The following is a 23,433-nucleotide window of genomic DNA, read 5'->3' as shown; positions in this document are numbered from 1 at the left end:
AGCCACATGAAGCTCATACCGCGACCGGCCGTGCTGGTCGCGCTGTTCGTGCTCGCCTCCTCCGTGGTAGTGAACGCGACCGCGCCGTCCGCCGCTGCCGCCGACGAGCGCTACTCCGCCACGATCCGGCGCACCGAGTACGGCATCCCGCACATCTCCGCCAAGGATTACGGCGGCCTCGGGTTCGGGTACGGCTACGCCTTCGCGCAGGACAACCTGTGCGTGCTGGCCTCGTGGGTGGTGACCATGCGGGGCGAGCGGTCCCGCTACTTCGGCGCCACGGCCATGTCCGACGACCCGGTCCGCCCGGTCACCAACCTGTCCAGCGACGTCTACCGAGATGCGGGCTAGTGCTCCTGTCTTCAGGCGGGATGGTGTAGGCCCACGTGTGAGTGCCCTCTGGGGCGTGAGCGTGCAGTGATCGAAACTGCTTGCGACGCTTCAATCACGTACGGTAAGGTTTCCGTGATTGAACGGGCAAGCGATAACCAAGCTGGCCGTGAGATCGCTTCCTGGATTCATCGGTATGACGAGGCCGCCGGACGGGCGGTGACAGGACGTGGAGACTTGCCGGTAGGCGGGTCAGTGAGGCGTCAAGCATCCTGTTCCACAGCACGTGCTGCTTACGCGGCACGGACTGCTGCGTAAGCAGCACGGGAATCCCCGCCTCTTCAGGGCGAGGAGCACGTCAAACCTCGGTGGTCCCCCATGCCACCGGCGCCAAGGCGCGCCACTGCGCCAAGCCCTCGCCCATCCCGGGCCTGGAGGCATACGTCCTGGACGGCTCGACTTCCGCGTGCCGGTGGGGCAAGGACGGCGACGCCGTGGTGCCCGGCATCTTCCGACCGGGCAAGCAGCCCAGGCTGACCCGCGCCGACTACGTGGCCAACTCCAACAACACCTTCTGGATGACGAACCCTTCGGCACCGCTGACCGGCTATCCGCTGGCGTGGGGTAAGGCGCGTACCGAGCTGGAGCCGCGCCCCCGGGTCAGCCTGGACATGATCGCCCAGCGGCGATCCGGCGCCGACGGCCTCGGCGCGCCCGGCTTCACCCTGGAAACGCTGCAGGCCACCGCGTACGGCAAGCGCAACCACACCTTCGAGCTCATGCGCTCGGACCTGCTCCGGATGTGCCGGGCCAACCCCGAGCCGACCACCTCCGAAGGCGAGGGGGTGAACGTGCGCGAGGCCTGCCGGACGCTGGGCGACTGGAACGGGCGTGCCACTCTCGACGGCCAGGGGGCCATTTTGTGGCGGGAGTTCTACACCCGGCTCGAGCGTCCCACCAAGCCGGGAGAGCCCAGGTTCAGTCCCTGGCGGGTGCCGTTCGATCCCGCGCGTCCGCTGACCACCCCTCGGGGGCTCAAGGGCGAGGATCCGACGGTCCGGCAGGCCCTGGCCGACGCCGTGCTCTTCTTCCAGACCAACCGCGTCCCCCTGACGCTGACTCCGGGCCAGGCGCAGCGCTACGCCTCGATCCCGCTTCCCGGCTGCACCGAGGGAGAGGGCTGCTTCTAGCCGTCGAGGCGCACGGTGACGGTGACGCGGCCCGCTCCGTCACGCCGGGCGACCGCGTGCCCGGTGCGGTCGGCGCCGTCCAGGTCCAGCGATATCGGGCCGCCCTCGTCCAGGAAGTTGCGCCACCACTTCTTGGCGTCCGGCATCTGCACGCCGATGGTGACGACGTCGTCCGCCCGCCGGTAGGCGACGGGTGTGCTGAAGACACGTCCCGAGCGACGTCCTGTGTAGGTGACGATCGTGAGGTGTTTGCGCACCAGCCTGCCCCAGCGAGGAGAGGAGCGCAGCGCGCTCGCGCAGGCGTTGACACGGGTGACCACTTGCTTCGGCAGGGGTCCTTTGTAGGGCACGAATCCTCCATCCCGGTAACTGGAGTGGGTTATCCAGTTACCGGGATACCGTAGCACGGTAAGTGGAGCGACCCCTCCACCTGAAGGGTCTATCGTCCGCGACGCAGCCCGCGCAGGAAGTTCCACAGCGCGGAACGGGGCGCCCCTTGACCGGTGGCGGCCTCACCCGCCGGGGACGGCTGCACGTCCACGGGAGCGGGGGCGGTCGCGGGGACGTGGGGGCTGGCGAGTTCGTACTGGACGGGCAGGGACCGCAGCGCCCGCATGAAGGGAGAGGGGCGCCAGGGCAACTGGTCGGCCGGTAGCGCCAGCTTCATCTTGGAGAACCTGTTGAAGAGCCGGCGTACGGCGATGGTGGTGATCTGGGTCGCGAGCCGCTGACCCAGGCAGCTGTGCGGCCCCGCGCCCCAGGCGAGATGAGCGCGGGTGCTGCGGATGGCCTGCCGATCGATCGCCCCGGCGAATCGCGGGTCGGCGTGCGCGCCCGCGACCGAGAGCATGACCGGATCCCCGGCGGCGATCGTGTAGTTGCCCAGTTTCACGTCCGTCATCGGGAACCGGAAGGTCAGGTTGGCCATCGGCGGATTGAGCAGGGCGACCCGGTTGACCGTCTCGTCGATCGAACCCACGGACAGGCTCTCCCGGACATCCGGATTGGAGATGACCTCGACGACCACGTTGCAAACGAGGCTGGCGGTGAAGTCCAGCAGGCCGGGCAGCATGAGCAGCTCGCGGGCCAGCTCGTCCAGCGTGAAGTCCGGCTTCGCCTCGATCATGTAGGAGGGCAGGTCGTCGCCGGGGCTCTCACGCTTGCTCGCCGCGAGCTCCGTCATGGCCGCGTACAGCCGCTCGAACGCCGCGGGCGCGTCCGGCCCGGCGTCGATCATCCGCCAGAGATCCATCACGACGTCCTCGCCACGTGAGGCGGCGAAGCCGAGCATGCGGTTGGCGACCATCAGGGGGAGTGGCCGCGCGTACTGCGCCGCCAGATCCGCCCATCCCGTGGCACCGCCCTCCGCCAGCGTGTCGAGGAGGTCGTCGGCGTACCGCACGATCGAACGTTCCAACTGCTGCGCCTGGAGGTGGCCGGGGTTCTGGAACGGCGCGAGCGCGCTGGTCCACGCGCCCCGCAATTCGCGCTGCGTCGCGCCCTCCTGGAAGGCCGAGCTGTTGACCTGGAAGACGGGCAGCAGCGGCCAATCCGCCGGTAGCCGCCCCTCGATGTTGGCCTGCCACCTGTCGACGTGCTTGCTCCAGATGCCGCCCGTGTTCTGCAGGACGCGCAACACTTCCTCATAGCCAAGGACGAACCAGACCGGCACCCCGAGGAGGTCGACCGGGGCGACCGGTCCGTACGTGGCGCGCAGGCGCTCGTGCACGAGCGCGGGATCAGCGTCGTATTCCCTGGTCAGCAGCGGTTCAATAGGCGTCGACGGTGATGTTTGCGCAGGCTGCTGGGGCCACGGGCCATGGGTCACGGGGACGAACTACCTCTCTGGTTGCTCCCGTCGCCACGTCGGTGCAGACGTAACAGCACGAGTGATGCGCTCTGGGAGCTTTCGGCCGATTCACATAAGAGGTCAGTAAGCATCACGTATCCCGCTGGTCATGGCAAGGCTCCAGCCTGATGGACCGCTCCGGGAGTGCCAGCTCCTTAACTGCGGCTGGGCCTGCTGCAAGAGGGGACGACGAAAGCATCGAGGCCCTGTTCATGACCACCTTTCGGACCGCCTCTCGAGAGGACACGCTGATGTCGTCTCCGCGCGGCATTGGATCCCCTGGTGTTCGGCGCGCGGGATCGTCCCCATGGCGTACGCGGCCTTCGCCTTCGTCGAACGTGGACAACACCGGCGAGGCCCGCGGCGGCGCGCATCCGCGAGCGGCCCTGGAGTCGGCGATACCCGGCCACACGGGCGCCTGGTCCCCCGCACCCGGAGCGCTATCGGTCTCGCGCCCCGAGGCTGGCCTGATCGGCGGCGGTACGGCCCGCCGCCCAGCCCTCCCGGTCCCAGGACGTGCGGACCGCATGCGAGACCAGGTTCGGGAACATGCGCTCGACCGCCTGCTCCACCTCCTGTTCGCGGGCCGCCAGCACCGGCACCAGGTCGGTGCCCCGGCTGGCGCTCTCCTGCGAGACCGCGGCCGCCGTGGCCTCGGCGAGCCGCTCCCCGATCCTGGAGGCGAACGCCGACAGGAACGACTGGCGGAACGTCTTATTCCTCGATCGGCCGGTGCCGTGCTTTCTGGTGCCCGAGTTCACCAGCGCGGTCTGCGCCTGCACCAGCAGCGAGGTGAACAGCATCTCCACCCAGGACAGGTCCGCCCAGAACCCCAGCACAGTGGCGAACCCCAGCTCCTTCGACCAGATCACCCGGCACCTGTTGGCCTCGGCGATGAGGTTGAGCAGCACGGCCTTGGGCTGCTCGTACGGCGCGTCGATGCCGACCCGGATGCCCGCCGGGGCCTCACCTCCGCCTGGTTGCGCGTCCAGCATCGCCGCGTCGATGCTGTACTTCGCCATCAAGCTCTGCGCCGCCGACATGAACGTCTCCGCCTCCGCCTCGTACGCCGTCGACTCCGCCTTGGCAAGCAGCGCCCGCACCCGCCCGAGCGTCTTCTCACTGACCACGTGCGAGCGTGCCTGGACCGTACGGCGAGCGGCCCCGGGCGGCGGGCTCAACGACTCCAGCCGGGGCAGCCCGGTCAGCAACCCCAGCAGTTCCAGCACACCGGAGACGGTCACCAGACGGCCGGCCCCGTCGCGCGCCTGCCGCGCCGCCAGGTAGCCGCCCTTCCACCACACCGCGGCCTCCAAGCCGGCGAGTTGGTCGCGCCAGCGCTCATCAACCGTGGCCGGCTCATAGGCCCGCATCTCCCAGGCGATGAGGTCGGCCGCCGCCCGCCCGTGCCAGTCGGTCAGCCGCCTGGCCGCGATCCTCACCACGTCGGCGGGCTGCCAGCCGTTCCGCCACAACCCCGAGATCGCACGGGTCACGACCTCCACCAGCACGCGATCGGCGTCGTCCCGGTCGGCCAGGAAGGCGGCAGCGGAGTCGAAGGCCGCCTGATCCTCGCTGGCAAGCGCCTCCATCGCCGCGCCGATCAGCTCATTGGCCTTGCTCACACGTGCCGTCCACCTTATAGAAAGTCCGCCAGAACCCTACCGTGACGGAGCACCGTCCCCTGCTCACCGGCGCGGCGGAAGGCGGCGAGGTCCAGACCGACCCCGGCTGTGTTGTCGTCCCGACCGGCGCAAGTCGGCTTGAGTCCCGGTCCTCAAGCTGCGGAGAATGCTTGTCCGCTCTTATGCCACCCAGTGCAGGGCACGCTGGGGCGTGCCAGCATCGTGCTGACCGCCGGCACCTACGTTTCGGTGTTGCCGCAGCTGTATCACGACAGCGCCAAGCGGCCGCGCGGCTGGTGCTGAAGGCGGTGCGGGGGGGCGGCGGGCCCAAGCACCCCGCCTACCGGGCGATCGAGGAACTGGGCCGCACGGTACGTACGGCGAGTGGCAGAAGCGGCCCACCGACGCCGACCGGCGGGCCCTGTCGCCACTGTTCTGGACCCACGTGAACCCCTACGGCCGAGTCGAGCTGGACATGAACTCCCACCTCGACCTCGCCACGCGGTGGCGGCCACTCTTCCCGGCCCCCGAACCCCGCCCGAGGCGGTCGTACGGCGGTTCTCGATCAGATTGATCTCGGGCTGGGATGTGCCGGCGCCAGCATGTCTGCGCCTTCACTTCCAGGCCAGATGCCTCATTCAGGTGGTGAGACCGGCGCTGGTCAGCCAGATGTGTTCGCAGGTCGAAGATGCCTTTTGTAAATTCTCGCGGGATTCCTGCGAGGCGTGGTAGAAGGTCCGCTCGATCATCCAGCACAGGGCGCGTGCCATCGCTGACGCTTGTTCTGGTTCGGTGCCGGCCTGAACGCCGGCTCGTTCCAGGACAGCGGTGATGGCCGTGATGAACAGGTCAGCCGTGTGGCTCCACAGCTCGCCGATCTCCGGCACGGTCAACGACAGATCGATCGCCGTGCGCATGACCAGACCGTGCTCATCCCACAGCTCAACCGTGCGCTGCATGGCTGCTGCGATGGCCTGGCGCGGCTCGTCGGTCTCTGCAGTGGCCCGGGACCGCTCCCACAGATGCTCAACGGTTCGGGCCACGAGTGCCGTGACCACTTCTTGTTTGGAGCCGAAGTAAAAATACAGGGCGCCGCGGGTGATACCGGCGCCCTGAGCTATGTCGCCGACAGTCATGGCGTCGTAGCCCTTTTGCACCAGTAGAGTTTCGCAGGTGTCCAGAATGGCCCTCTCCCGGACATCGCCCTTGCGTTCGGTGGCGCGCCGGCTCCGCGCGGAGTGGTGGCTGGGCATCAGAGCTGAGCACCCTCGGCAAAGTCGGTCGTACGGGAGAGGGGCTCCCATGCGCGGATGTCCTCGTCCACAGCCTTGCGCGCGGCAGTGACCAGTCGCAGCGCATCCGAGCCAAGGACGAGGTGGGCCGGCGGCTGGTCGACCGACGCGATGTGCACGACGGCCTCCCCGCCCTTGGCCGGATCGCCCAGCTGGTTCCCGCTGGCCTTCTGCCTCGCTTCACGGATGGGGGTGAACAGCTCGTCGTAGTCGTCGATGGACCGCGCGGTGCGTGTCATGGACCGTCCGGCCCAGTCGGTGCGGAAGGAGCCGGGCTCGATCGCCGTCACATGGATCCCGAACTGTGCGACCTCCTTGCCCAGTGCCTCGAGGATGCCTTCCAGGGCGAACTTGCTGCCGCAGTAGGCGGACATGCCGGGCACGGCCATCAGCCCGCCCATGGAGGTGACGGCCATCAGGTGCCCGCGGCGCCGCCGGCGCATGTGGGGCAGGGCCGCCTGCAGCGTGGCCACTGTCCCGAACACGTTGACCTCGAACTGCCGCCGCACGTCGGCCAGCGGCGTCTCCTCGAAGGTGCCCTCCAGGCCGTAGCCCGCGTTGGCAATGACGACATCCAGGGGGCCGACGCTCTGTTCCACCTCCGTGATCACACTCGAGACGGCGGCGTCGTCGGTCACATCCAGGATGCGGCCGTGAGCGTACCCGGGTTTGAGCCCTTCGAAGGCCCGCAGGTCCTCCTCGGAGCGGACCGTGCCGACGACGGTGTGACCGGCGGCCAGGGCGGCTTGGGCGAAGGCACGTCCAAGGCCCGTGCTGACGCCGGTGATGAGCCAGTTCTGCCTCTGCATTGTTCCTCCTGAGGAGACTCGCGAGGAGTTGGACTGCTCCCCATCTCAAAGTCTACACAGTGTCGATTTTTATCATCACCACGTAGATTCTGACAGTGCTTGCGGGACCGCCCCGGCCTCGGTCAGGCGGCGGGCGGTCTCGAAACCACTGCCGTTCTGGTGCCTCGGGCGGTGGCTGTGGGGGAGGCGTCCGAAACTGGCGGTCTCCCTTCGGCCTCCCAATTGGATGCGGCAAGGTCACGGCGTACCAGTGCGCCGTGGACGGCAGGTGCGAGTCCATGCAGACCCGATGACAGCGTCGCGCTGCTCAACCTGCCGCTGGTGGTGCTCACCGACCGCGGCTGCGCCTCGGCGTGCGAGCACTTCAGCTCCGCCGTCCAGGTCCGACGCCGCCAGGTCCCCCAGTCCGTCGCCCCGATTCCTAGGTGCCCGAAGCGAAGGCCAGGGAGCTCATGGTCACCTTGTGGTACACGAGGCGGGCGCGTGCGGGGCGGCGGGCCCCGTACATGACGCGTCACGACCGACCGTTGTCTTCCTCTCCCCGCAGGGGGCATCCCTCTCAAAGAACCCCAGCCACCACGGACCGAGACGGTTGTGTGACGAATCCCCCGGGGGACCGTCAGGTGGCCGGGTCGGCGATGCGGTCGAGCCACTCTTCCAGGAGGCGCTGCTCCGGGTCGGTCAGGACGGTGGTCCGGGGCAGGACGGCGCGCAGGGTAACCGCGGCGGTGACCGGGCCTGGAGGCGTGGCCGCCGGAGCGTCGGTGGTGATCGCGGCGATGACCGCCTCGCGGGCGAGGACGGACAGCTCCAGATCGCGACGGTCCGCGGGCATGGTGATCAGGGTGACCGTAGCCCCCAGGCCGGCGGCCTGGACGAGGTGGGCGGCGCGTTCCTCGCTGACGCGCAGCCGGCCCGCTTCGGCGATCCGGCGGATGTGCGTGGCGAGGACCTTTTCGCCGGCGACGGCGGCGGGCGGGGCGGCGACGTCCCCGAGGCGGGGCTCGTTCATGAGCAGGTACAGGGCCGGGTTGGCCAGGCCGAACCCGATATGCAGGTCCCAGCCGGCACGGAGATCCTCGACCGGGTCGGCGGTCGGCTCCCGGTCGGTCTTGCTGCTCAGGTAGGCGGCGAAGCCCTCGGCCGCGACCGCGTCGAGCAGGCCCCGCATGTCGCCGAAGAGCCGGTAGATGGTCGGCGCCTGCACTCCTGCTGCGGCGCCCACCGCACGCGTCGACGCGGCCTCCCGGCCGCCCTCGGCGAGCAGCTTGGCCGTGGCGGCGAGGATGCGTTCGCGAGGGCCGCCCCCGGCGTCGACGTCATCGGCATCCATGGTGGCAACGATAACAGATTCGCGTTAGCATCACTATTTATCGGTGATAACGTCCGTCTCGTTAGCAGTGATGCGCGGGAGTTTATCTGACCCCGGCGACTCTGCTGCAAGGCGACAACTGGAGGTCATAATGATCATCGTTACCGGGGCCGGCGGACAGCTCGGCCGGGCGATTCTGGAGGATCTGCTCGAACGCGTCCCCGCCGAGAAGGTCGCGGTGAGCGTCCGCGACCCTGAGAAGGCACAGTGGTTGCGGGAACGGGGCGTCCGCGTCCGCCGGGGTGACTACGCCGAGCCCGCGAGCCTCGCCCACGCCTTCGAGGACGCCTCCCAGGTCCTGATCGTGTCCGCCGCCGCCACCGGCGACACGGCGCTCAGTCTGCACCGCGCCGCGATCACGGCGGCCAGGGGGGCCGGCGCGCGCCGGATCCTCTATACCAGCCATATGGGCGCGAACCCGTCCTCGCTCTTCGCGCCCATGCCCGACCACGCCGCCACCGAGGCGGCGCTGGGGGAGTCCGGCGTCGCCTGGACCTCGCTGCGCAACGGCTTCTACGCCACCACGACGCTGATGCTGTTGCGCGACGCCCTGCGGACCGGCGAACTGGCCGCGCCGCAGGACGGGCCGGTCTCCTGGACGGCCCACGCCGACCTGGCCGAGGCCGCCGCGATCGTCCTGGCCGACGAGGGCCGCTTCAACGGCCCGACCCCGCCGCTCACCGGCTCCGAAGCCCTCGACCTCGGCGACGTCGCCGAGATCGCCGCCGAACTCACCGGACGCCCGATCAGGCGCGTCACCATCACCGACGAGCAGTACGTGGCGAACCTGCTCTCCCATGGCGTGCCGGAGCCGCGGGCACGGATGCTCGTGGGCATGTTCGCCGCCAGCAGGCAGGGCGAGTTCGCCCAGGTCGGCCCGGCGCTGGCCGACCTGATCGGCCACCCGCCGACGCCCCTGCGGGACGTCATGAAAGCGGCGCTCACAGAGGGCTAACGCAGACGCGACTCGATGGCCTCGATGATGCGTGGGCGGAGTTCGGCGGCGCGGATCACGGCGTCCACGGAGCCGACCTCGACCGCGCGCTGGATGTTGTGCACCCGGTCGAACTCCGTGGCCACCTCGCCGAGCTTCTCCGCGCGGACCGACGCGCGGAGCTCGTCGAGCTCCGCGGTCAACGCGGCGCGCTCGGTGCCGGCGGCGGCCGCGGTGCGAGCCTCCAGGTCCCGTACGCGCGGGTCGGCCGCGGTGCGGACGTTGACGTCGCCGGAGAACACCACCGCGGCGGCGGGGGCGCCACCGAGCACCGAGGCGAACGAGCCCTCCAGCGCGAGCACGGTCATGTTCGGGTTCAGCGCCTTGGAGAACACCACGAACGCGCCACCGTGATAGCGCGAGATCACGCAGAACACGATGGGCCCGCGGAAGTTCACGATCGCGCGGCCGATCTCGGCGCCGTACTCCAGTTGCAGCTTCCGCATCGACTCCGGCGAGCCGTCGAAGCCCGACAGGTTCGCCAGCACCACCAGCGGCCGGTTGCCGCTGGCCGCGTTGATCGCCCGCGCGGCCTTCTTCGACGAGCGCGGGAACAGCGTGCCCGCGGTGTAGGTGTCCGGGCCGTCGGTGGGCGGGAACCCGCGCCGCGGCACCGCCCGTGACTCGATGCCGAGCAGGCACACCGGGATGCCGCCGAGATGCACGTCCTGCACCGCCGCGGTGTCGGCGTCGGCCATGCCCGCCCAGCGTTCCAGCACCGGGTGGTCCTGGTCGGACAGCGCCCGCATCACGGTACGGATGTCGAACGGCTTCTTGCGGTCGGGGTTGGCCTCGATGGAGAAGATCTCGCCGACGGTGGTGAAGTCGCTGTCCGGCAACGAGTGCGGGAAGTCGGAGATGTCGCGCTCGACGGGGTCAGTGGTCTTCGCCCGCCGTGGCCCCTGCTCGCCGGGCGCGACATACGTGTGGTCGTAGTACGACATCAGCACGTCCCGCGCGGCGGCCAGGTTGGGCGCCCAGTACTGAGCCTGCCCGTTCGGGCCCATCACGCGGTCGTAGCCGCCGATGCCGAAGTTGTCCTCGGCCGACACGCCACCGGAGAAGTCGAGTGACTGCTTGCCGGTCAGCACCATCGCCGAGTCCGGCGTCATCACCAGGATGCCCTTGGTGTGCATGAGCATCGTCGCCTCGGCGTTCCAGTAGGGCTGCGCGCCGACGTTGATGCCCGCGACCACGATGTTGATCTCGCCGCCGTCCTGGGTGAACTCGACGATCCGCTTGAGCGCCGCGGCCACCCAGTCCATGTTCTCCGTGCCGGACTTCATGGAGATCCGGGCGCCGGCCGAGAGCGCGTACCACTCCAGCGGCACCCGCATCCGCTCGGCCAGGTCCAGCGCGGCGATCACGCGGCGGCACTCCGCCTCCGACAGCGCGCCGAGCGACTTGGTCGGGTCGCCGAGCAGCAGGACCCTGGTGACGCCCTGCGGGTGCCGGCGGGTCGGCGTGGTGACCACGCCCGCCACGATCGCCGCGGTGTTGCGCCCCTTCGGCCGGTCGACCGGCACCAGCGCGTGGTCGTCGTCGAGGTCGTACTCGACGAAGTCGCCGAGCCGGCCGGTCAGCTCGTACGGGTAGACCGTGTTGCGGCTGCTGGCCCGCAGCACCTTCTGCCGGTAGTCGTCCAGCGGCTCGACCGGCTCGTCCGACGGCTCGCCGATGGTCAGGTCGGTGCCGCCGGTGGCGTCGAAGGTGATGCGTACGGCCATCTTCGTCAGCTCGCCGGTCGTCCGGTCGCGCTGCCGCGCGATGAACAGGATCTCCTCAAGGCCGGCGCCCACGGTCGTCGGCCGTACGCGCGCGGCGATCATCTCGATCTCGGCGCGGGTGATGCCGCTCGGTGGCCAGACGTAGACCACGATCCGGTTGGTGTTGAAGCGCTTCTCCGACGGCCGCCGCGACTGAGCGCGGCGGATGGAGTCCAGGCAGGTGGCGATGGTGTCCTCGGCCGTCGGCAGCGCCACCAGCCGGCCGTCGTGCTCGCGCAGCTCGGTCAGGTCGCGCACCTGGGCGAAGGCGACGAGGCGGTCGTCCGACGGGTTCTCTCGCGCCACGCACTGGAAGAGGTAGACCTCTTCGTCCGAGGACGGCAGCCGGGTCAGGTCGAACTTGCTCAGCCGCTCCAGCTGCATCCGCTGCGCGATGTACGGGTGCAGGCCGCGGATCAGCCGCTGCTCGGTCATCCCGGTGTCCGACGGGCGGAAGGTGAAGTGGTGGTGCATCACCGTGCCGCCGCTGCCCGCGACGGTGGCGGTGAGCCTGCGGACCTGGCTCGGCAGCGGGTGCGCGCTGATGACCTCGTGCAGCGCGGCCGCCATCGCCTCGGAGCCCTCCGGCTGCCTCTCCCAGGCGAGATAGATGTCGGCGTCGACGGCGTCCTCACCGCTGACCAGCTCCGCGAGCCCGCGCAGCGCGCTGCCCAGATCCTCGAAGGCGACCGCGGAGGAGACCACGCGGGAGCCCGCGCGCTCGGCGACCACGAACGTGCAGCCCGCGGCCTGGCTGGTGCGGACGCCGGTCAGACCCTTGTTGCCGTAGTAGCGCCGGGTCAGCACCTCCAGCATGATCGCGTTGTCCAGGTTGTCGCGGGTGAGCCGCTGGCCGAGCAGGCGTACCAGCGGCTCGGTGGTGCGTACCATCTCGGCGATGCGCTCGGCGCGGTCCGGCGCGTCGGGGTGCGCGTCCAGGTGGCGCAAGTGCTTGCGGACGTCGGCGTAGACGCGGGCGCGGTTGCGGCGCAGCAGCGGCTGGGCGAACCAGGCGAACACCACGCCGCGCGCGAGGTCGGAGACCACGGGAAAGCGGACCTGAGTCGCGGCCAGCAGGCGCTCCAGCGCGAGACCGGCGGGCTCGCGCAGCGTCTCGTCCGGCGGCGACTCCCGCAGCCAGGCGCGCAGCAACGTCGTGACCACCGCGGCGTCGGCGGACGCGCGCTGCTGGGCGAGGAAGATCCGGAACACCGCGGCCTCGAGCTCGGGAGAGCGCTCCAGGTCGGTGACGCCGTAGTGCCCGAGCGCCTTGGCGAGCTTGGACTGGAAGGCCGCCGGCAGCCCGGCCCGCTCGACGTCGAGGCTCTGCAGGTAGGTGTGGAAGTACTCGCGAGCGCTGTAGACGTGGCCGGCGCCGCCGTCCTCGCCCGCCGGCCGGTTGCGGCTCAGCTCGGCCAGGTCGGCGAACACCTCGATGAGCGCGAGCTCCTCGGCCAGCGGCCGATGGCCCTCCTCGGTGGCCGCCCGGCGCGCGGCGAGGTAGTCCTCGAGCACCCCGCCCTCGTCGTGCGGGTCGACGTCGAAGCCCAGCAGCAGGCTGCGCAGGTCCTCCTGGCCGCGCGCGGCGCGCTTCCACGCCGGGATCTCGCCCGGCGCGGCGGGCAGGTCCAGCTCGACGGACGCGGCGGCCGAGGTGCTCGCGGCTTCGGCGGCGTCGTCGGCGAGCGGCTCCAGCCGCAGCAGCGGCGCACCGGTCTCGACCTGGCTGCCCACGGAGACGACGCACTCCTTCAGCCGCGCCTTGAACGGCGCCCGCAGAACCGTCTCCATCTTCATGCTCTCCAGCACCAGCACCGGAGCGCCCGCCTCGACCTCGGCGCCGACCTTCAGCGGCGTGGCGACGACCAGCGCGGGCGCGGGCGAGCGGACGACGCCGCCCTCGTCACGGCTGACCCGGTGCGTCACGCCGTCCACCTCGACCAGGTGGATCGGCCCGTGCGTGCCGGTGAGCAGGCGGTAGGGGGTGCCGTTGACGATGATCCGCCCGGTGTGCCGGTCGAAGCGCTCGAGCTCGACGTCGGCGGTGCGGACGTCGTCACCCGCTTGGACGCCGACGCGGAAGCGGTGCGCGCCGACCCGCGCGACGCGCACGCGGTAGCCGGCGCCACGCAGCTTGAGGTCCAGCGGCCGGCCGCTCTCGTGCTGCACCTGCGGGCGGCCGCCGAACGCCGTGGACAGCAGCCGCTGCCGCTCGGCGCGTTCCTCCTCCTCGTACGCCTCGATGGCGGCGGCCGCCAGCGCGACGGCGGAGTGCCGGTGGGAGACGAGCCTGCCCTGGCCGCGGACGCGGTCGATCCAGCCGGTGTCGGCGCTGGCGTCGATCACCTCGGGCTGGTCGAGCAGGTCGAGCACGAAGCTCTTGTTCGTCGCGCCGCCCTCGATGATCACCGTGGTCTGTGCCATGGCCCGGCGCAGCCGGCCGAGGGCCTCGTCGCGGTCGACGCCGTACGCGATGATCTTCGCGATCATCGAGTCGAAGTCGGCCGGGATGGTGTCGCCCTCGCTGACGCCGGTGTCCACGCGGATGCCCGGCCCGGCGGGCAGGTCCAGACGGGCGATGCGGCCGGGGGAGGGCGCGAAGTCGCGGTCGGGGTCTTCGGCGTTGAGCCGGGCCTCGACGGCGTGCCCGCGCTCCACCGGCGGCGCGCCGTCGAGCCGGCCGCCGGATGCCACCCGCAGTTGCGCCTTGACCAGGTCGAACCCGGTGGTGGACTCGGTGATCGGGTGCTCGACCTGCAGGCGGGTGTTGACCTCGAGGAAGGCGAACAGCTGGTCGCCGGGGTGGTAAAGGAACTCGACGGTCGCCGCGCCCCGGTAATCGACCGCTACGGCCAGCCGTTCGGCCGACGCCTTGAGCTCGGCCGTCTGCGCGGGGCTGAGCACCGGCGAGGCCGACTCCTCGATGACCTTCTGGTTGCGCCGCTGCACCGAGCAGTCGCGGACGCCGAGCGCCCACGCGGTGCCCTGGCCGTCGGCGATCACCTGGACCTCGACGTGCCGGGCGCCGGTGACCAGGCGCTCCAGGAACACCACGCCGCTGCCGAACGCCCGAGCGGCCTCCTGGCTGGTGCGCTCGTAGGCGTCGGCGAGCTCGGCCTCGTCCGTGACCACGCGGATGCCGCGCCCGCCGCCGCCCGCGGTCGCCTTCAGCATCAGCGGGTAGCCGATCTCGGCCGCCGCCGCGAGGGCGGCGTCCAGGGTCTCGACCGCGCCGCGGCTCCACGGCGCGACCGGCACGCCGACCTCCTCGGCGAGCAGCTTCGCGCCGATCTTGTCGCCGAGCCGGCGCATGGCCTCCGCGCTCGGCCCGACGAAGGTGACGCCGATCTTCTCGCACAGCTCCGCGAACGCCGGGTCCTCGGCGACGAACCCCCAGCCGACCCACGCGGCGTCGGCCCCGGTCTCCACCAGCGCGCGCTCCAGCGCCTTCAGATCGAGGTACGGGCGCTCGGACGCCGGACCGAGATCGTAGGCGAGGTCGGCCTCGCGCACGAACGTGGCGGCGCGGTCGACGTCGGTGTGCAGCGCGACGGTTTGGATCGGTGTCGCGGTCTCCGCGGCCAGCTCCCGGACTGCGTGGATGAGCCGCATCGCGGCCTCACCACGGTTGACGATGGCGACACGACTGAACACCCGACCGAGCCCTCCTGTTGACTGTGCGCGCCTTCCCTGTGGCACCCCCCGCACCTGTACAGCCTTGCCTCTGCCGGCTCGTAGGGAAATGTCGCAGAGGGAGCACACCAAGGCTCCACAGTTGTAGGGAACGACCAAAAGCACGCGTGCGCGAGCGCGCCAGGTGGCCCTAGGTTACCGTGCGGCCACCACAGCGTGACGCCGTACGGCCTCGGCGAGGCCCGCTGTGGCGAACGCCGCCGCCACCAGCACGGCGCTGACCCACAGAGGCGAGTGGTAGCCGAGCCCGGCGGCGATGGTGGCGCCGCCGATGGCGGGACCGGCCGCCGCGCCCACGTTGAGGGCCGCGGTCGCGAAGGAGCCGCCGAGCGAGGGCGCCTGGGTGGCCGCGTACAGAACCTGGGCGATCAGGGTCGAGCCGACGGCGAACGACAGGGTCCCCTGGACGAAGACGAGCAGGAGCGTGGCGACCGGGCTGCCGGCCGTGGCGGCGAAGAGCGCCCACCCGGCGAGCAGGGCGATCCCGCCCGCGATCAGGACCAGCGTCGGCCGCGTGTCGGACAGGCGCCCGCCGATGGTCACCCCGGCGAACGACCCGAGACCGAACAGCGCCAGCACCGCCGGCACCCAGCCCGGCGAGAAGCCGCTCACGTTGGTGACCAATGGGGTCAGGTACGTGAACGTACAGAAGGTGGCGGCGTTCACCAGCGCGGCCAGCACCAGCACGACGAGCAGCCGCGGGCCGCGCAGGGCCCGGAGTTCGCGCCCCGCGCGGGGGTCCCCCGTCGCCGGCGCGACGTCCGGCACCGAGCGCAGCACGGCGAAGACGGCCGGCAGGGAGATCAGGGCCACGGCCCAGAACGCCGACCGCCAGCCGAACGTCTGACCGAGCGCGGCACCGGCGGGCACCCCGGCGACGCAGGCGAGCGTGATGCCGCCCAGCAGGATGGAGGTGGCCCGCCCCTTGGCGTTCGGCGGGGCCATGCCGGCCGCCGTCGCGAGCCCCACGGCGAGGAAGCCGGCGTTGGCCAGCGCTCCGAGCACCCTGGTCACCAGGAGCACGGAGAAGCTGGCGGTGAGGGCGCCGGCGACGTGCACGAGCATGAACGCGACCAGGAAGACGAGCAGTGCCCGTCTACGTGGCCAGCGCATACTGAGCACCGCCATCAGCGGCGCTCCCACGATCATTCCCGCGGCGAAGGCGGACGTCAGCGCGCCGGCGGCCGGGATGGACACGTTCAGTTCAGCGGCGATGTTCGGAACCAGTCCGGAGAGCATGAACTCGGACGTTCCTTGGGCGAAGACCGCCAGTCCGAGGATGTAGATGGCGAAGGGCATGAGCGAAAGACTCCAGGCCGCGTTGAAAGGGCATCACAGGACGACGCGGCGCGCACCAGCGTCCATCAGGGACGCGGGCGCTACCGCGTGAAAGGAAAGGACCAGGTCCGGCACCACGACAGGGGCGGAACTCCTGGAACGAATCAGTCCGTACGACGGTGATCCGGCGGCGGGAGTGACGAAAGGGCGCGCTGGCCTCAGGGGGCGGCGCTGCCGCGTGACATCACGAGAAGCCACCGGAAGAACCGGTGGCTAGCGTCTTGACGCCTCAGGACTGGACATAGGCCACACGATAGTCAAATGTCACAGAACTCGTCCAGCGCATAATCGCTTTTGCCCAGACGCGGGTTTTTCGCACCTGCGAAGTGAGCATGATGCGCACGACCCCTCGGTGGACGTCCGGAGGGGAGAAGCGATGAAGGGGTACGACTTCGAAGGAGCGGCACTGGAGCTTGGTGCCCTGGTGCGCGAGGACGGCACCGCCGACTCCGCCGAGCGGATCCGCATCCCCCTGAGCATGCTGAACCGGCACGGACTGGTCGCCGGCGCCACCGGGACCGGAAAGACCAAGACCCTCCAGCTCATGGCGGAGCAGCTCGCCGCCCAGGGAGTCCCGGTCTTCCTCGCCGACATCAAGGGCGACCTGTCGGGCCTGGCCTCACCGGGTACGGCCTCCGAGCGCGTCACCCGGCGCGCCGCCGAGGTGGGCGAGACCTGGCAGCCCGCGGCCTGTCCGGTGGAGTTCTTCTCCCTGGGCGGTCTGGGAGACGGCATCCCGATCCGCGGCACCATGACCGCCTTCGGCCCGACCCTCCTCGCCAAGGTCCTCGGGCTCAACGAGACGCAGGAGTCGACTCTCGGGCTGATCTTCCACTTCGCCGACAAGCAAGGGCTGCCGCTGCTCGATCTCAAAGACCTGATCGCGGTCATCCGGTATCTGACCACCACGCCGGAGGTGCTGAGCGGCATCGGCGGGCTGTCGGCGGCGACGGCCGGGGTCATCCTGCGTGCCTTGACCAACTTCGAGGCGCAGGGGGCGGAGGCGTTCTTCGGCGAGCCGGAGTTCGACGTGCGCGACCTGCTCCGGGTGACGCCGGACGGTCATGGGGTGATCTCCGTTCTCGAGCTGCCCGCCGTACAGGACCGGCCGCAGCTCTTCTCCACCTTCCTGATGTGGCTGCTCGCCGACCTGTTCCACGAGCTCCCCGAGGTGGGGGATGTCGACAAGCCGAAGCTCGTGTTCTTCTTCGACGAGGCGCATCTGCTGTTCGACGACGCGTCCAAGGCGTTCCTGCAGTCGATCGCCCAGACCGTACGGCTGATCCGGTCGAAGGGTGTGGGCGTGTTCTTCGTCACCCAGACGCCGAACGACGTGCCGACGGACGTGCTGGCCCAGCTGGGCGCGCGCGTGCAGCACGCCCTGCGAGCCTTCACCCCCCAGGACGCCAAGGCGCTCAAGGCCACCGTCTCGACCTTTCCCGCGTCCTCCTACGACCTGGAGCGGCTGCTCACCGAGGTCGGCATCGGCGAGGCCGTCGTGACGGTCCTGTCCGAGACGGGCGCGCCGACCCCGGTCGCCTGGACGCGGCTGCGCGCCCCTCAGACGCTCATGGGACCGTCGAGCCCGGACGTGATCCAAGGCGTTATCGCCGCCTCGCCACTTCAGCGGAAGTACGGTACGGCGGTCGACCGCCAGTCGGCCTACGAGATCCTGTCCGCGAAACTGGCCGAGCCTCCCAAGGGCCCCGCTCGCGAAACCCCGCGAGAGCCGGAGCGAGAGCCGGAGCGAGAGCCGGAGCGAGAGGCGAAGCAGTCCATGCTGGAGCGGGTGCTGGAGTCGAAGGAGTTCCAGTCCCTGGCGCGGTCGGCGGCCTCCAGCCTCGGCCGGGAGATCACCAGATCCATCTTCGGTACCGCCCGTCGCGGGCGACGCTGAATCAACGCACGCGGACCCGGCCCGCGCCGGCGCATATGAAGCCGCCCGAGCCTGGGAGGGCGCGGCCCGGGGTTTCAGGCCAGCGCGGCGGCGACCCGCTGCCGGAGCAGGGCCTCGTGGCCGGGGTCGGTGCACAGGGTCGCGGTCAGCCCCGTCTTGGCCGCGTCGGCAAGGACGGCCAGCAGGGTCGCGAGCTGCCCGGGAGGCTCGGCGCTGAGCAGTTCCTCCGCGTGCCCGACGATCAGGGTGACCGCGCCGACATCGCGCAAGGAGTCGGTGAGCGCGTCCCAGTTGCGGCCGAAGTGGCCGGGAAGGCGCAGGGCGCGTGCCACCTCCTCGAAGAAGGCGGCACGCGTCCGGCAGGCCCGCCCATCCACCAGCGTCGGCGCAGGGCCGGTGGACACTGTCAGCCAGTGCGGCGGCGGATGTGCGGCGGCGGTCATGGCGGTCCTAGAGCCGGTAGAAGTCGGTGTAGTGGTTGGGGGAGAACCACGTCACACCGCTGCTGCGGTTGACGACGATCCGGTACGCGTCACGCGCGGCACCCCGCGCCCGGGAGTAAACGTCGTACTCATAGTAGGTGGCGCCGCTGGGCAGCTGGCCTTCCCGGTTGTAGAAGCGCCCGCCGGTGTAGTTGTACCTGCCGTCCGTCCAGGCGTACCAGCCGCTGCTGGTGGGGTAGTTCTTGGCGGCCCAGATCGAGTTGGCCGAGCGTGCGTCGGCGCAGCGGGAGATGGTGCAGGAGTTGTAGACCGTGGCGTTGGCGGGGGTGATGCCGACCGGGCCGACCAGGGAGGTGATGGCGGCGAGGACGACGGTCAGTCGTACCGGCCAGGAAGGGCGGGGGCGCGGCTGTGTGTGCACGAGGCCTCCTTCGGAGGGTGACAGACATGGTCATGTTCGCCGCTCATCTCAGGTCAAATCACGGCAAAGAATGCCAAGGGGAAGGTGAACACTTCGCGGACGGCTCCTGCTCAATCACTCTGTACCCGGCGGGGCGGCTATGTCGGTTGCCGCGCTGGCATAACGGCGGGCCAGGCGCGCGAAGGCGTTCTTGAGCTCGGCCGGGCCGACGACCTCCATGTCGGCGTCGAACCTGCCGAGGGTGGCGGCCAGGCCGGTCCAGGACCACGAGGTCAGGACGAGCCGGCAGCGGTTCGGGCCGAGCTCCTCGACGACTCCGTCGTGGGCGAAGCGGGAGACGGCGGCGGCGGGTAGGTCGAGGATCACCTCGCCGCGACAGGGCCAGTTGCCGGCACTGTCGACGCCCCGGAACTTGCTGGTCACGAAGGCGACCAGGTCGCCTCCGGGCAGCTCGCGCGGGGTGAAGCGGGGCCCTGTAGGGGTGCGCGGGGTGATCCGATCGGCGCGGAAGGTGCGCCAATCCTCGCGGTCGAGGTCCCAGGCGACGAGGTACCAGCGCCCGCCCCAGGTGACGAGGTGATGGGGCTGCGCCCGGCGCGGCGGGGTCGGCATACCGTCGTCGTCCACACCGGGTGGGTAGTCGAAGCGCAGCACCTCCCGGGCGTGGACGGCGGCGCTGATCGCCATGAGGACGCCGCTGTCGACCTGTGGGCCCGGTCGGCGCGCCGGCCGCTCGACGGCGGTGATCTGGAGGGTGTCGATCCGGTGGCGCAGCCGTGCGGGCATGACCTGCCGGACGGTGTTCAGCGCGCGCGCCGCGGCTTCCTCGATGCCCGCCCCACTGGAGGTGGCGGCGGTCTGGAGCGCGATGGCCAGGGCGACGGCCTGCTCGTCGTCGAACAGCAACGGGGGCAGCTCCGCGCCTGCGTCGAGCCGGTAGCCGCCGTCGGGCCCCTTGAAGGCCAGGATGGGATAGCCGAGCTCACGCAGGCGGTCGACGTCGCGGCGTACGGTGCGCGGGCTGATCTCCAGCCGCTCGGCCAGCAGCGCCCCCGGCCATTCCCGGCGCGTCTGGAGCAGCGACAGCAACGACAGCAGTCGCGCGGAAGTCTTCGGCATGACCTCATTTTGCCCGGAGAAGAGGCCACTCCCTGTCCGCTACCTCTGCGACTGTTGTCGTGTGCCAGACAACGACGACAACGCGAAAGGCCCGAACGCCGTGACCGCCACCACCACGCCCCCCGTAACCCTCGACGCCGAGCGGGGCGACCTGCTCGCCGCGATCGCGAACGCCCGATCGGCCCTGATCAACACCGTCCGCGAGCTCAGCGACGAGCAGCTCGGCGAGCGCCCGACGGTCAGCGCGCTGTGCCTGGGCGGGCTGGTCAAGCACGTCGCGTCCATGGAGGAAACGTGGCTGCGCTTCGTGGTCGACGGCCCGTCGGCGATGACGTACGGCCTGCCCGAGGGCGTCACCTGGGCCGACATCGCGGCCGGTACCGCACGCGAGTTCCCGCAGTGGATGATCGACCACCAGAACGACTTCCAGATGCTGCCCGGCGACACGCTGGCCGGGATCCTGGCTGGTTACGAGCAGGTCGCCGCCCGCACCGCGGAGATCGTCGCCGCCGTCCCCGACCTGTCGGCGACGCAGCCGCTACCGGAGGCACCCTGGCACGAGCCGGGCGCGGTGCGCAGCGTGCGCGGGGTGCTGATGCACGTCATCGCCGAGACCTCCCAGCACGCCGGGCACGCCGACATCCTGCGCGAAACGCTCGACGGTCAGAAGTCGACCTGAGCGGCGATGACCGTTCTGGACACCCGGGCGCTCAACCGCGCGACGCTCGCCCGGCAGTTGCTGCTCGATCGCGCCGACATGCCGGTGCTCGACGCCGTCGCGCACCTGTGCGGCCTGCAGGCGCAGGAGCCGCAGGAACCGTTCGTCGGGCTCTGGTCGCGGTTGCGGGCGTTCGACCCGGCGGCGCTCTCGGACCTGCTCATCCGGCGGGGCGTGGTGCGTACCCACCTCATGCGCCGCACCGTCCACCTCCTGACCGCCGACGACGTCCTGGCCTGGCGGGGCCGCCATGACGCCATGCTGCGTCAACGCGTACTCGGGACCTATCGCCGCGAGCTCGCCGGGGTGGATCTCGACGAGCTCGCGGCGGCAGGACGGGCGGTGATGGCCGACGACGAGCCGCGCTCGATGAGCGAGCTCGCGCGGGCGCTGGCCGAGCGCTGGCCAGAGCCGGGGCCGCGGGCCCTGGGCGAGATGCTGGTCGCCGCGCTCATCCCGATGGCGCAGCTGCCGCCGCGTGGGGTGTGGCGTTCGAGGGCGGGAGTACGCAACGTCCTGCTCTCCTCCTGGCTGGGGCGTGAGATCGACCCACCGGCCCGGAACGGCTCCGGTCCGAATGGCTCCGGTCCGGTCGGCACTGATCCGGTCGGCTCTGATCCGAACGCCTCCGATCCAGTCGGCTCCGATCCGGTCGGTCAAGCGCTGGTGCGACGCTATCTGGCCGCGTTCGGTCCGGCGGCCTCGGCCGACCTACGGGCTTGGTGCGGCCTGGCCGGACTGCCGGGCGCGGTGGCCGCGATACGAGAGGAGCTGGTCACCTTCCGGGACGAGCGCGGCCGGGTCCTGCTGGACCTCCCCGACGCGCCGCGCCCCGACCCCGACACACCGGCCCCGGTACGGTTCCTGCCGGCGTTCGACAACGCGCTCCTCGGTTACCACGACCGCGGCCGGATCATCGACGACGCCCACCGCCTCCTGTCGGTCGCCGGGGCCCGAGTTGTCCTGGTCGACGGCCGGGTCGCCGCGACCTGGAGCGTCCAGGCGGGCACCGTGATCGTCACCCCGCTGGGCGGCTTCTCCCGAGCCGACCGGGCTGAGGTCGCCGAGCAGGGGCAGGAGCTGGCGGCGTTCCTCTCCGACGGCGAGAGCGACCGCGTACAGATCGACGCGTCTCCCCGCTGACCGCTACACCCGCGAGCCGCTTCCCCTGAGCACGGGATCGTCAGAAATCCCTGGAGAGGGCGCAGCCGGCGCGCGGGTGTAGCGTCTGCTCAAGCGAGCCGATCATGAAGGAGGTCACCCGCTGGAACCGCGCGGCTTGGACATGTCCCGGGGTGAGCGTCTTGGCAGATACAGCGCTGTGGCGAGCGCGCTGGCGTTGCGCAGTGACCGGCGGTACGGCGACGCCTGCACGCCCTTGCGCGAGCCACCGCCTGCGTCGTGCTCTTTCAGGAATTCATCCCGCACAGCCTCCATGACTGGCTCGCCGCACAACTCGCCGCCGGCCGGGACGCAGCGGTAGCGGCGTGCGCCATGGTCGGGTCACGCCTGCCGGCCGATGTGGCGTTCATGAACGGCCATGGGCTGACGCACTTCGACGCCCCCTTCGGCAACGTCCTGACCGACGGCCGACGCCTGTACATCGCCGACTTCGGGCTGGCGACCTCCCCTCGGTTCGACCTGTCCGCCCGCGAGAGCGGGTTTCTGGCCCGCAACGCGACGCATGACACGGGTTACGCGCTGATGCAGCTGGTCAACTGGCTCGTCACCAACATCTGCGGGGTGGCGGTGCCACGAGAGGGCGGGCCCGTGCGGCGCAACGCGTACATCCGCGCGTGCGCGGCCGGTGCGGACCCCGTCGGTGCTCCGCCGGCCGTCGCCGCGGTGATCCGCCGGTACGCACCTGTCGCGGCAGTCATGAACGACTTCTACTGGGAGTTGTTCGGCGTTGCTCGCACGACGCCGTACCCGGCCGAGAAGGTCGACGGCCTCCTGAGCGCGCCGCGCTGAGCGATCACCTCATCGCCGGTCCTCAGGTACGGCGCAGCCGTGCACCATGACCTCGACCACGTTCTGGACGGCCGCCCTGCTGACGCTCCCCGGCGGCGCGGCGACCAGGGTGAACAGCGCACCCCCGTAGAGCGTGATCAGGGCCGGGATCCTCTCGCGCGGGATGGTGAGGCCGAGCTTGTCGTGGTAGCCGGCGGTGAGCAGCGACGCCGTGTCCTGCAGGCTCGCGAGCGCCGAGGCGAGCGCCGGCCGGCGCGCGGCCTCCATCTGCAGTTCGAAGATCGCCAGGTAGCGGTCGCGCAGGGTGGTCGCGGCTGTGAGCAGCGATTGCGTCCACAGGTCGACCAGCGTCGTGGGCTGCTCGGCGGCCCGGTCGATGGCCTGGTCGGTGTCGGCGTGATGCAGTTCGACGATGCGCTCGGCGGCGGCCACCAGCAGTGCTTCCCGGCTGCGGAAATAGTTCGAGGCCGTTCCTGGTGGCAGGTCCGCCTGCTTCTCCACCGCACGGTGGGTCAGCCCATGGACGCCCGAGGACGCCAGCAGCTCGATGGCGGCATCGGTCAGAGCTCGGCGACGGGCCGGATTGGTCGGCGGCATGCGGCCATG

At 70.7% G+C, this 23,433-nt stretch carries 19 protein-coding genes; 7 read left to right on the top strand and 12 right to left on the bottom strand.

What is annotated here, in order from left to right; all coding sequences use genetic code 11:
• Positions 1–6: 6 nt before the first annotated feature.
• Both AB0C30_RS52695 and AB0C30_RS52690 read left to right on the top strand, forming a co-directional pair.
• Positions 7–351, top strand: a complete 345-nt coding sequence (locus tag AB0C30_RS52695) for a penicillin acylase family protein (RefSeq protein ID WP_357958838.1) — start codon at positions 7–9, stop codon at positions 349–351.
• Positions 352–698: 347 nt separating this feature from the next.
• Positions 699–1,520 carry a penicillin acylase family protein gene (locus AB0C30_RS52690; protein WP_357958835.1) on the top strand — a complete coding sequence of 274 codons (822 nt, stop codon included), beginning with the start codon at positions 699–701 and terminating at the stop codon, positions 1,518–1,520.
• Here the strand turns inward: AB0C30_RS52690 and AB0C30_RS52685 are convergent.
• The 6 genes from AB0C30_RS52685 to AB0C30_RS52660 all read right to left on the bottom strand — a co-directional run bounded on the left by AB0C30_RS52685 (position 1,517) and on the right by AB0C30_RS52660 (position 8,428).
• A complete protein-coding gene (locus AB0C30_RS52685) occupies positions 1,517–1,870 on the bottom strand; it encodes a hypothetical protein (RefSeq protein WP_357958832.1) in 354 nt (117 codons plus the stop codon). The genes AB0C30_RS52690 and AB0C30_RS52685 overlap by 4 nt on opposite strands.
• An 89-nt stretch (positions 1,871–1,959) precedes the next feature.
• Positions 1,960–3,249, bottom strand: a complete 1,290-nt coding sequence (locus tag AB0C30_RS52680; RefSeq protein ID WP_357958828.1) for a cytochrome P450 — start codon at positions 3,247–3,249, stop codon at positions 1,960–1,962.
• A gap of 560 nt (positions 3,250–3,809) precedes the next feature.
• Complete coding sequence (locus AB0C30_RS52675) at positions 3,810–4,994, bottom strand: DUF2786 domain-containing protein (protein WP_357958825.1); 1,185 nt, start codon at positions 4,992–4,994, stop codon at positions 3,810–3,812.
• 638 nt (positions 4,995–5,632) lie between these two features.
• Entirely contained in the window at positions 5,633–6,247 is a 615-nt protein-coding gene (locus AB0C30_RS52670; RefSeq protein ID WP_357958820.1) for a TetR/AcrR family transcriptional regulator, read from the bottom strand.
• On the bottom strand, positions 6,247–7,095 hold the full coding sequence (locus AB0C30_RS52665) for an oxidoreductase (protein ID WP_357958817.1): 849 nt from the start codon (positions 7,093–7,095) through the stop codon (positions 6,247–6,249). The genes AB0C30_RS52670 and AB0C30_RS52665 overlap by 1 nt, the downstream gene beginning before the upstream one ends.
• Positions 7,096–7,714: 619 nt before the next feature.
• Positions 7,715–8,428, bottom strand: coding sequence for a TetR/AcrR family transcriptional regulator (locus AB0C30_RS52660; protein ID WP_357958814.1), 714 nt, complete (start codon positions 8,426–8,428; stop codon positions 7,715–7,717).
• 130 nt (positions 8,429–8,558) lie between these two features.
• Here AB0C30_RS52660 and AB0C30_RS52655 point away from each other — a divergent pair, with 130 nt between their 5' ends.
• Positions 8,559–9,422 carry an NAD(P)H-binding protein gene (locus AB0C30_RS52655; protein ID WP_357958811.1) on the top strand — a complete coding sequence of 288 codons (864 nt, stop codon included), beginning with the start codon at positions 8,559–8,561 and terminating at the stop codon, positions 9,420–9,422.
• On the opposite strand, the gene AB0C30_RS52650 is transcribed toward AB0C30_RS52655, so the two are convergent.
• Positions 9,419–14,881, bottom strand: a complete 5,463-nt coding sequence (locus AB0C30_RS52650; protein WP_357958808.1) for a carboxyl transferase domain-containing protein — start codon at positions 14,879–14,881, stop codon at positions 9,419–9,421. The two genes, AB0C30_RS52655 and AB0C30_RS52650, sit on opposite strands and share 4 nt — an antisense overlap.
• 174 nt (positions 14,882–15,055) lie before the next feature.
• Positions 15,056–16,219: a Cmx/CmrA family chloramphenicol efflux MFS transporter gene (locus AB0C30_RS52645; protein WP_357958805.1), complete on the bottom strand. Its 1,164-nt coding sequence runs from the start codon at positions 16,217–16,219 to the stop codon at positions 15,056–15,058.
• A 415-nt stretch (positions 16,220–16,634) separates the two neighbouring features.
• Here AB0C30_RS52645 and AB0C30_RS52640 point away from each other — a divergent pair, with 415 nt between their 5' ends.
• On the top strand, positions 16,635–18,155 hold the full coding sequence (locus tag AB0C30_RS52640; protein WP_357958802.1) for a helicase HerA-like domain-containing protein: 1,521 nt from the start codon (positions 16,635–16,637) through the stop codon (positions 18,153–18,155).
• Positions 18,156–18,229: 74 nt separating this feature from the next.
• Here AB0C30_RS52640 and AB0C30_RS52635 read toward each other — a convergent pair whose 3' ends face one another.
• The 3 genes from AB0C30_RS52635 to AB0C30_RS52625 form a co-directional block, all read right to left on the bottom strand.
• A complete protein-coding gene (locus AB0C30_RS52635; protein WP_357958799.1) occupies positions 18,230–18,598 on the bottom strand; it encodes a barstar family protein in 369 nt (122 codons plus the stop codon).
• A gap of 7 nt (positions 18,599–18,605) precedes the next feature.
• Complete coding sequence (locus AB0C30_RS52630; protein WP_357958796.1) at positions 18,606–19,019, bottom strand: ribonuclease domain-containing protein; 414 nt, start codon at positions 19,017–19,019, stop codon at positions 18,606–18,608.
• Between the two features lie 114 nt (positions 19,020–19,133).
• Positions 19,134–20,138, bottom strand: coding sequence for a YafY family protein (locus AB0C30_RS52625; protein ID WP_357958793.1), 1,005 nt, complete (start codon positions 20,136–20,138; stop codon positions 19,134–19,136).
• A 61-nt stretch (positions 20,139–20,199) separates the two neighbouring features.
• On the opposite strand from AB0C30_RS52625, the gene AB0C30_RS52620 reads away from it, so the two are divergent.
• The 3 genes from AB0C30_RS52620 (at position 20,200) to AB0C30_RS52610 (ending at position 22,827) form a co-directional block, all read left to right on the top strand.
• On the top strand, positions 20,200–20,817 hold the full coding sequence (locus AB0C30_RS52620; RefSeq protein ID WP_357958789.1) for a DinB family protein: 618 nt from the start codon (positions 20,200–20,202) through the stop codon (positions 20,815–20,817).
• A gap of 6 nt (positions 20,818–20,823) precedes the next feature.
• Positions 20,824–21,999: a winged helix DNA-binding domain-containing protein gene (locus tag AB0C30_RS52615; protein WP_357958786.1), complete on the top strand. Its 1,176-nt coding sequence runs from the start codon at positions 20,824–20,826 to the stop codon at positions 21,997–21,999.
• Between the two features lie 258 nt (positions 22,000–22,257).
• The gene (locus AB0C30_RS52610) at positions 22,258–22,827 is read left to right on the top strand and encodes a hypothetical protein (protein ID WP_357958783.1); all 570 of its coding nucleotides are present in this window, start codon (positions 22,258–22,260) and stop codon (positions 22,825–22,827) included.
• Between the two features lie 9 nt (positions 22,828–22,836).
• On the opposite strand, the gene AB0C30_RS52605 is transcribed toward AB0C30_RS52610, so the two are convergent.
• On the bottom strand, positions 22,837–23,424 hold the full coding sequence (locus AB0C30_RS52605; RefSeq protein ID WP_357958780.1) for a TetR family transcriptional regulator: 588 nt from the start codon (positions 23,422–23,424) through the stop codon (positions 22,837–22,839).
• Between the last annotated feature and the right edge of the window lie 9 nt (positions 23,425–23,433).

Origin of the sequence: Nonomuraea sp. NPDC048901 (assembly GCF_040649695.1) — a bacterium.
GTDB lineage: Bacteria > Actinomycetota > Actinomycetes > Streptosporangiales > Streptosporangiaceae > Nonomuraea.
The sequence above is the reverse complement of the archived record's forward strand: the minus strand, read 5'-3'. Positions and strand labels throughout refer to the sequence as shown.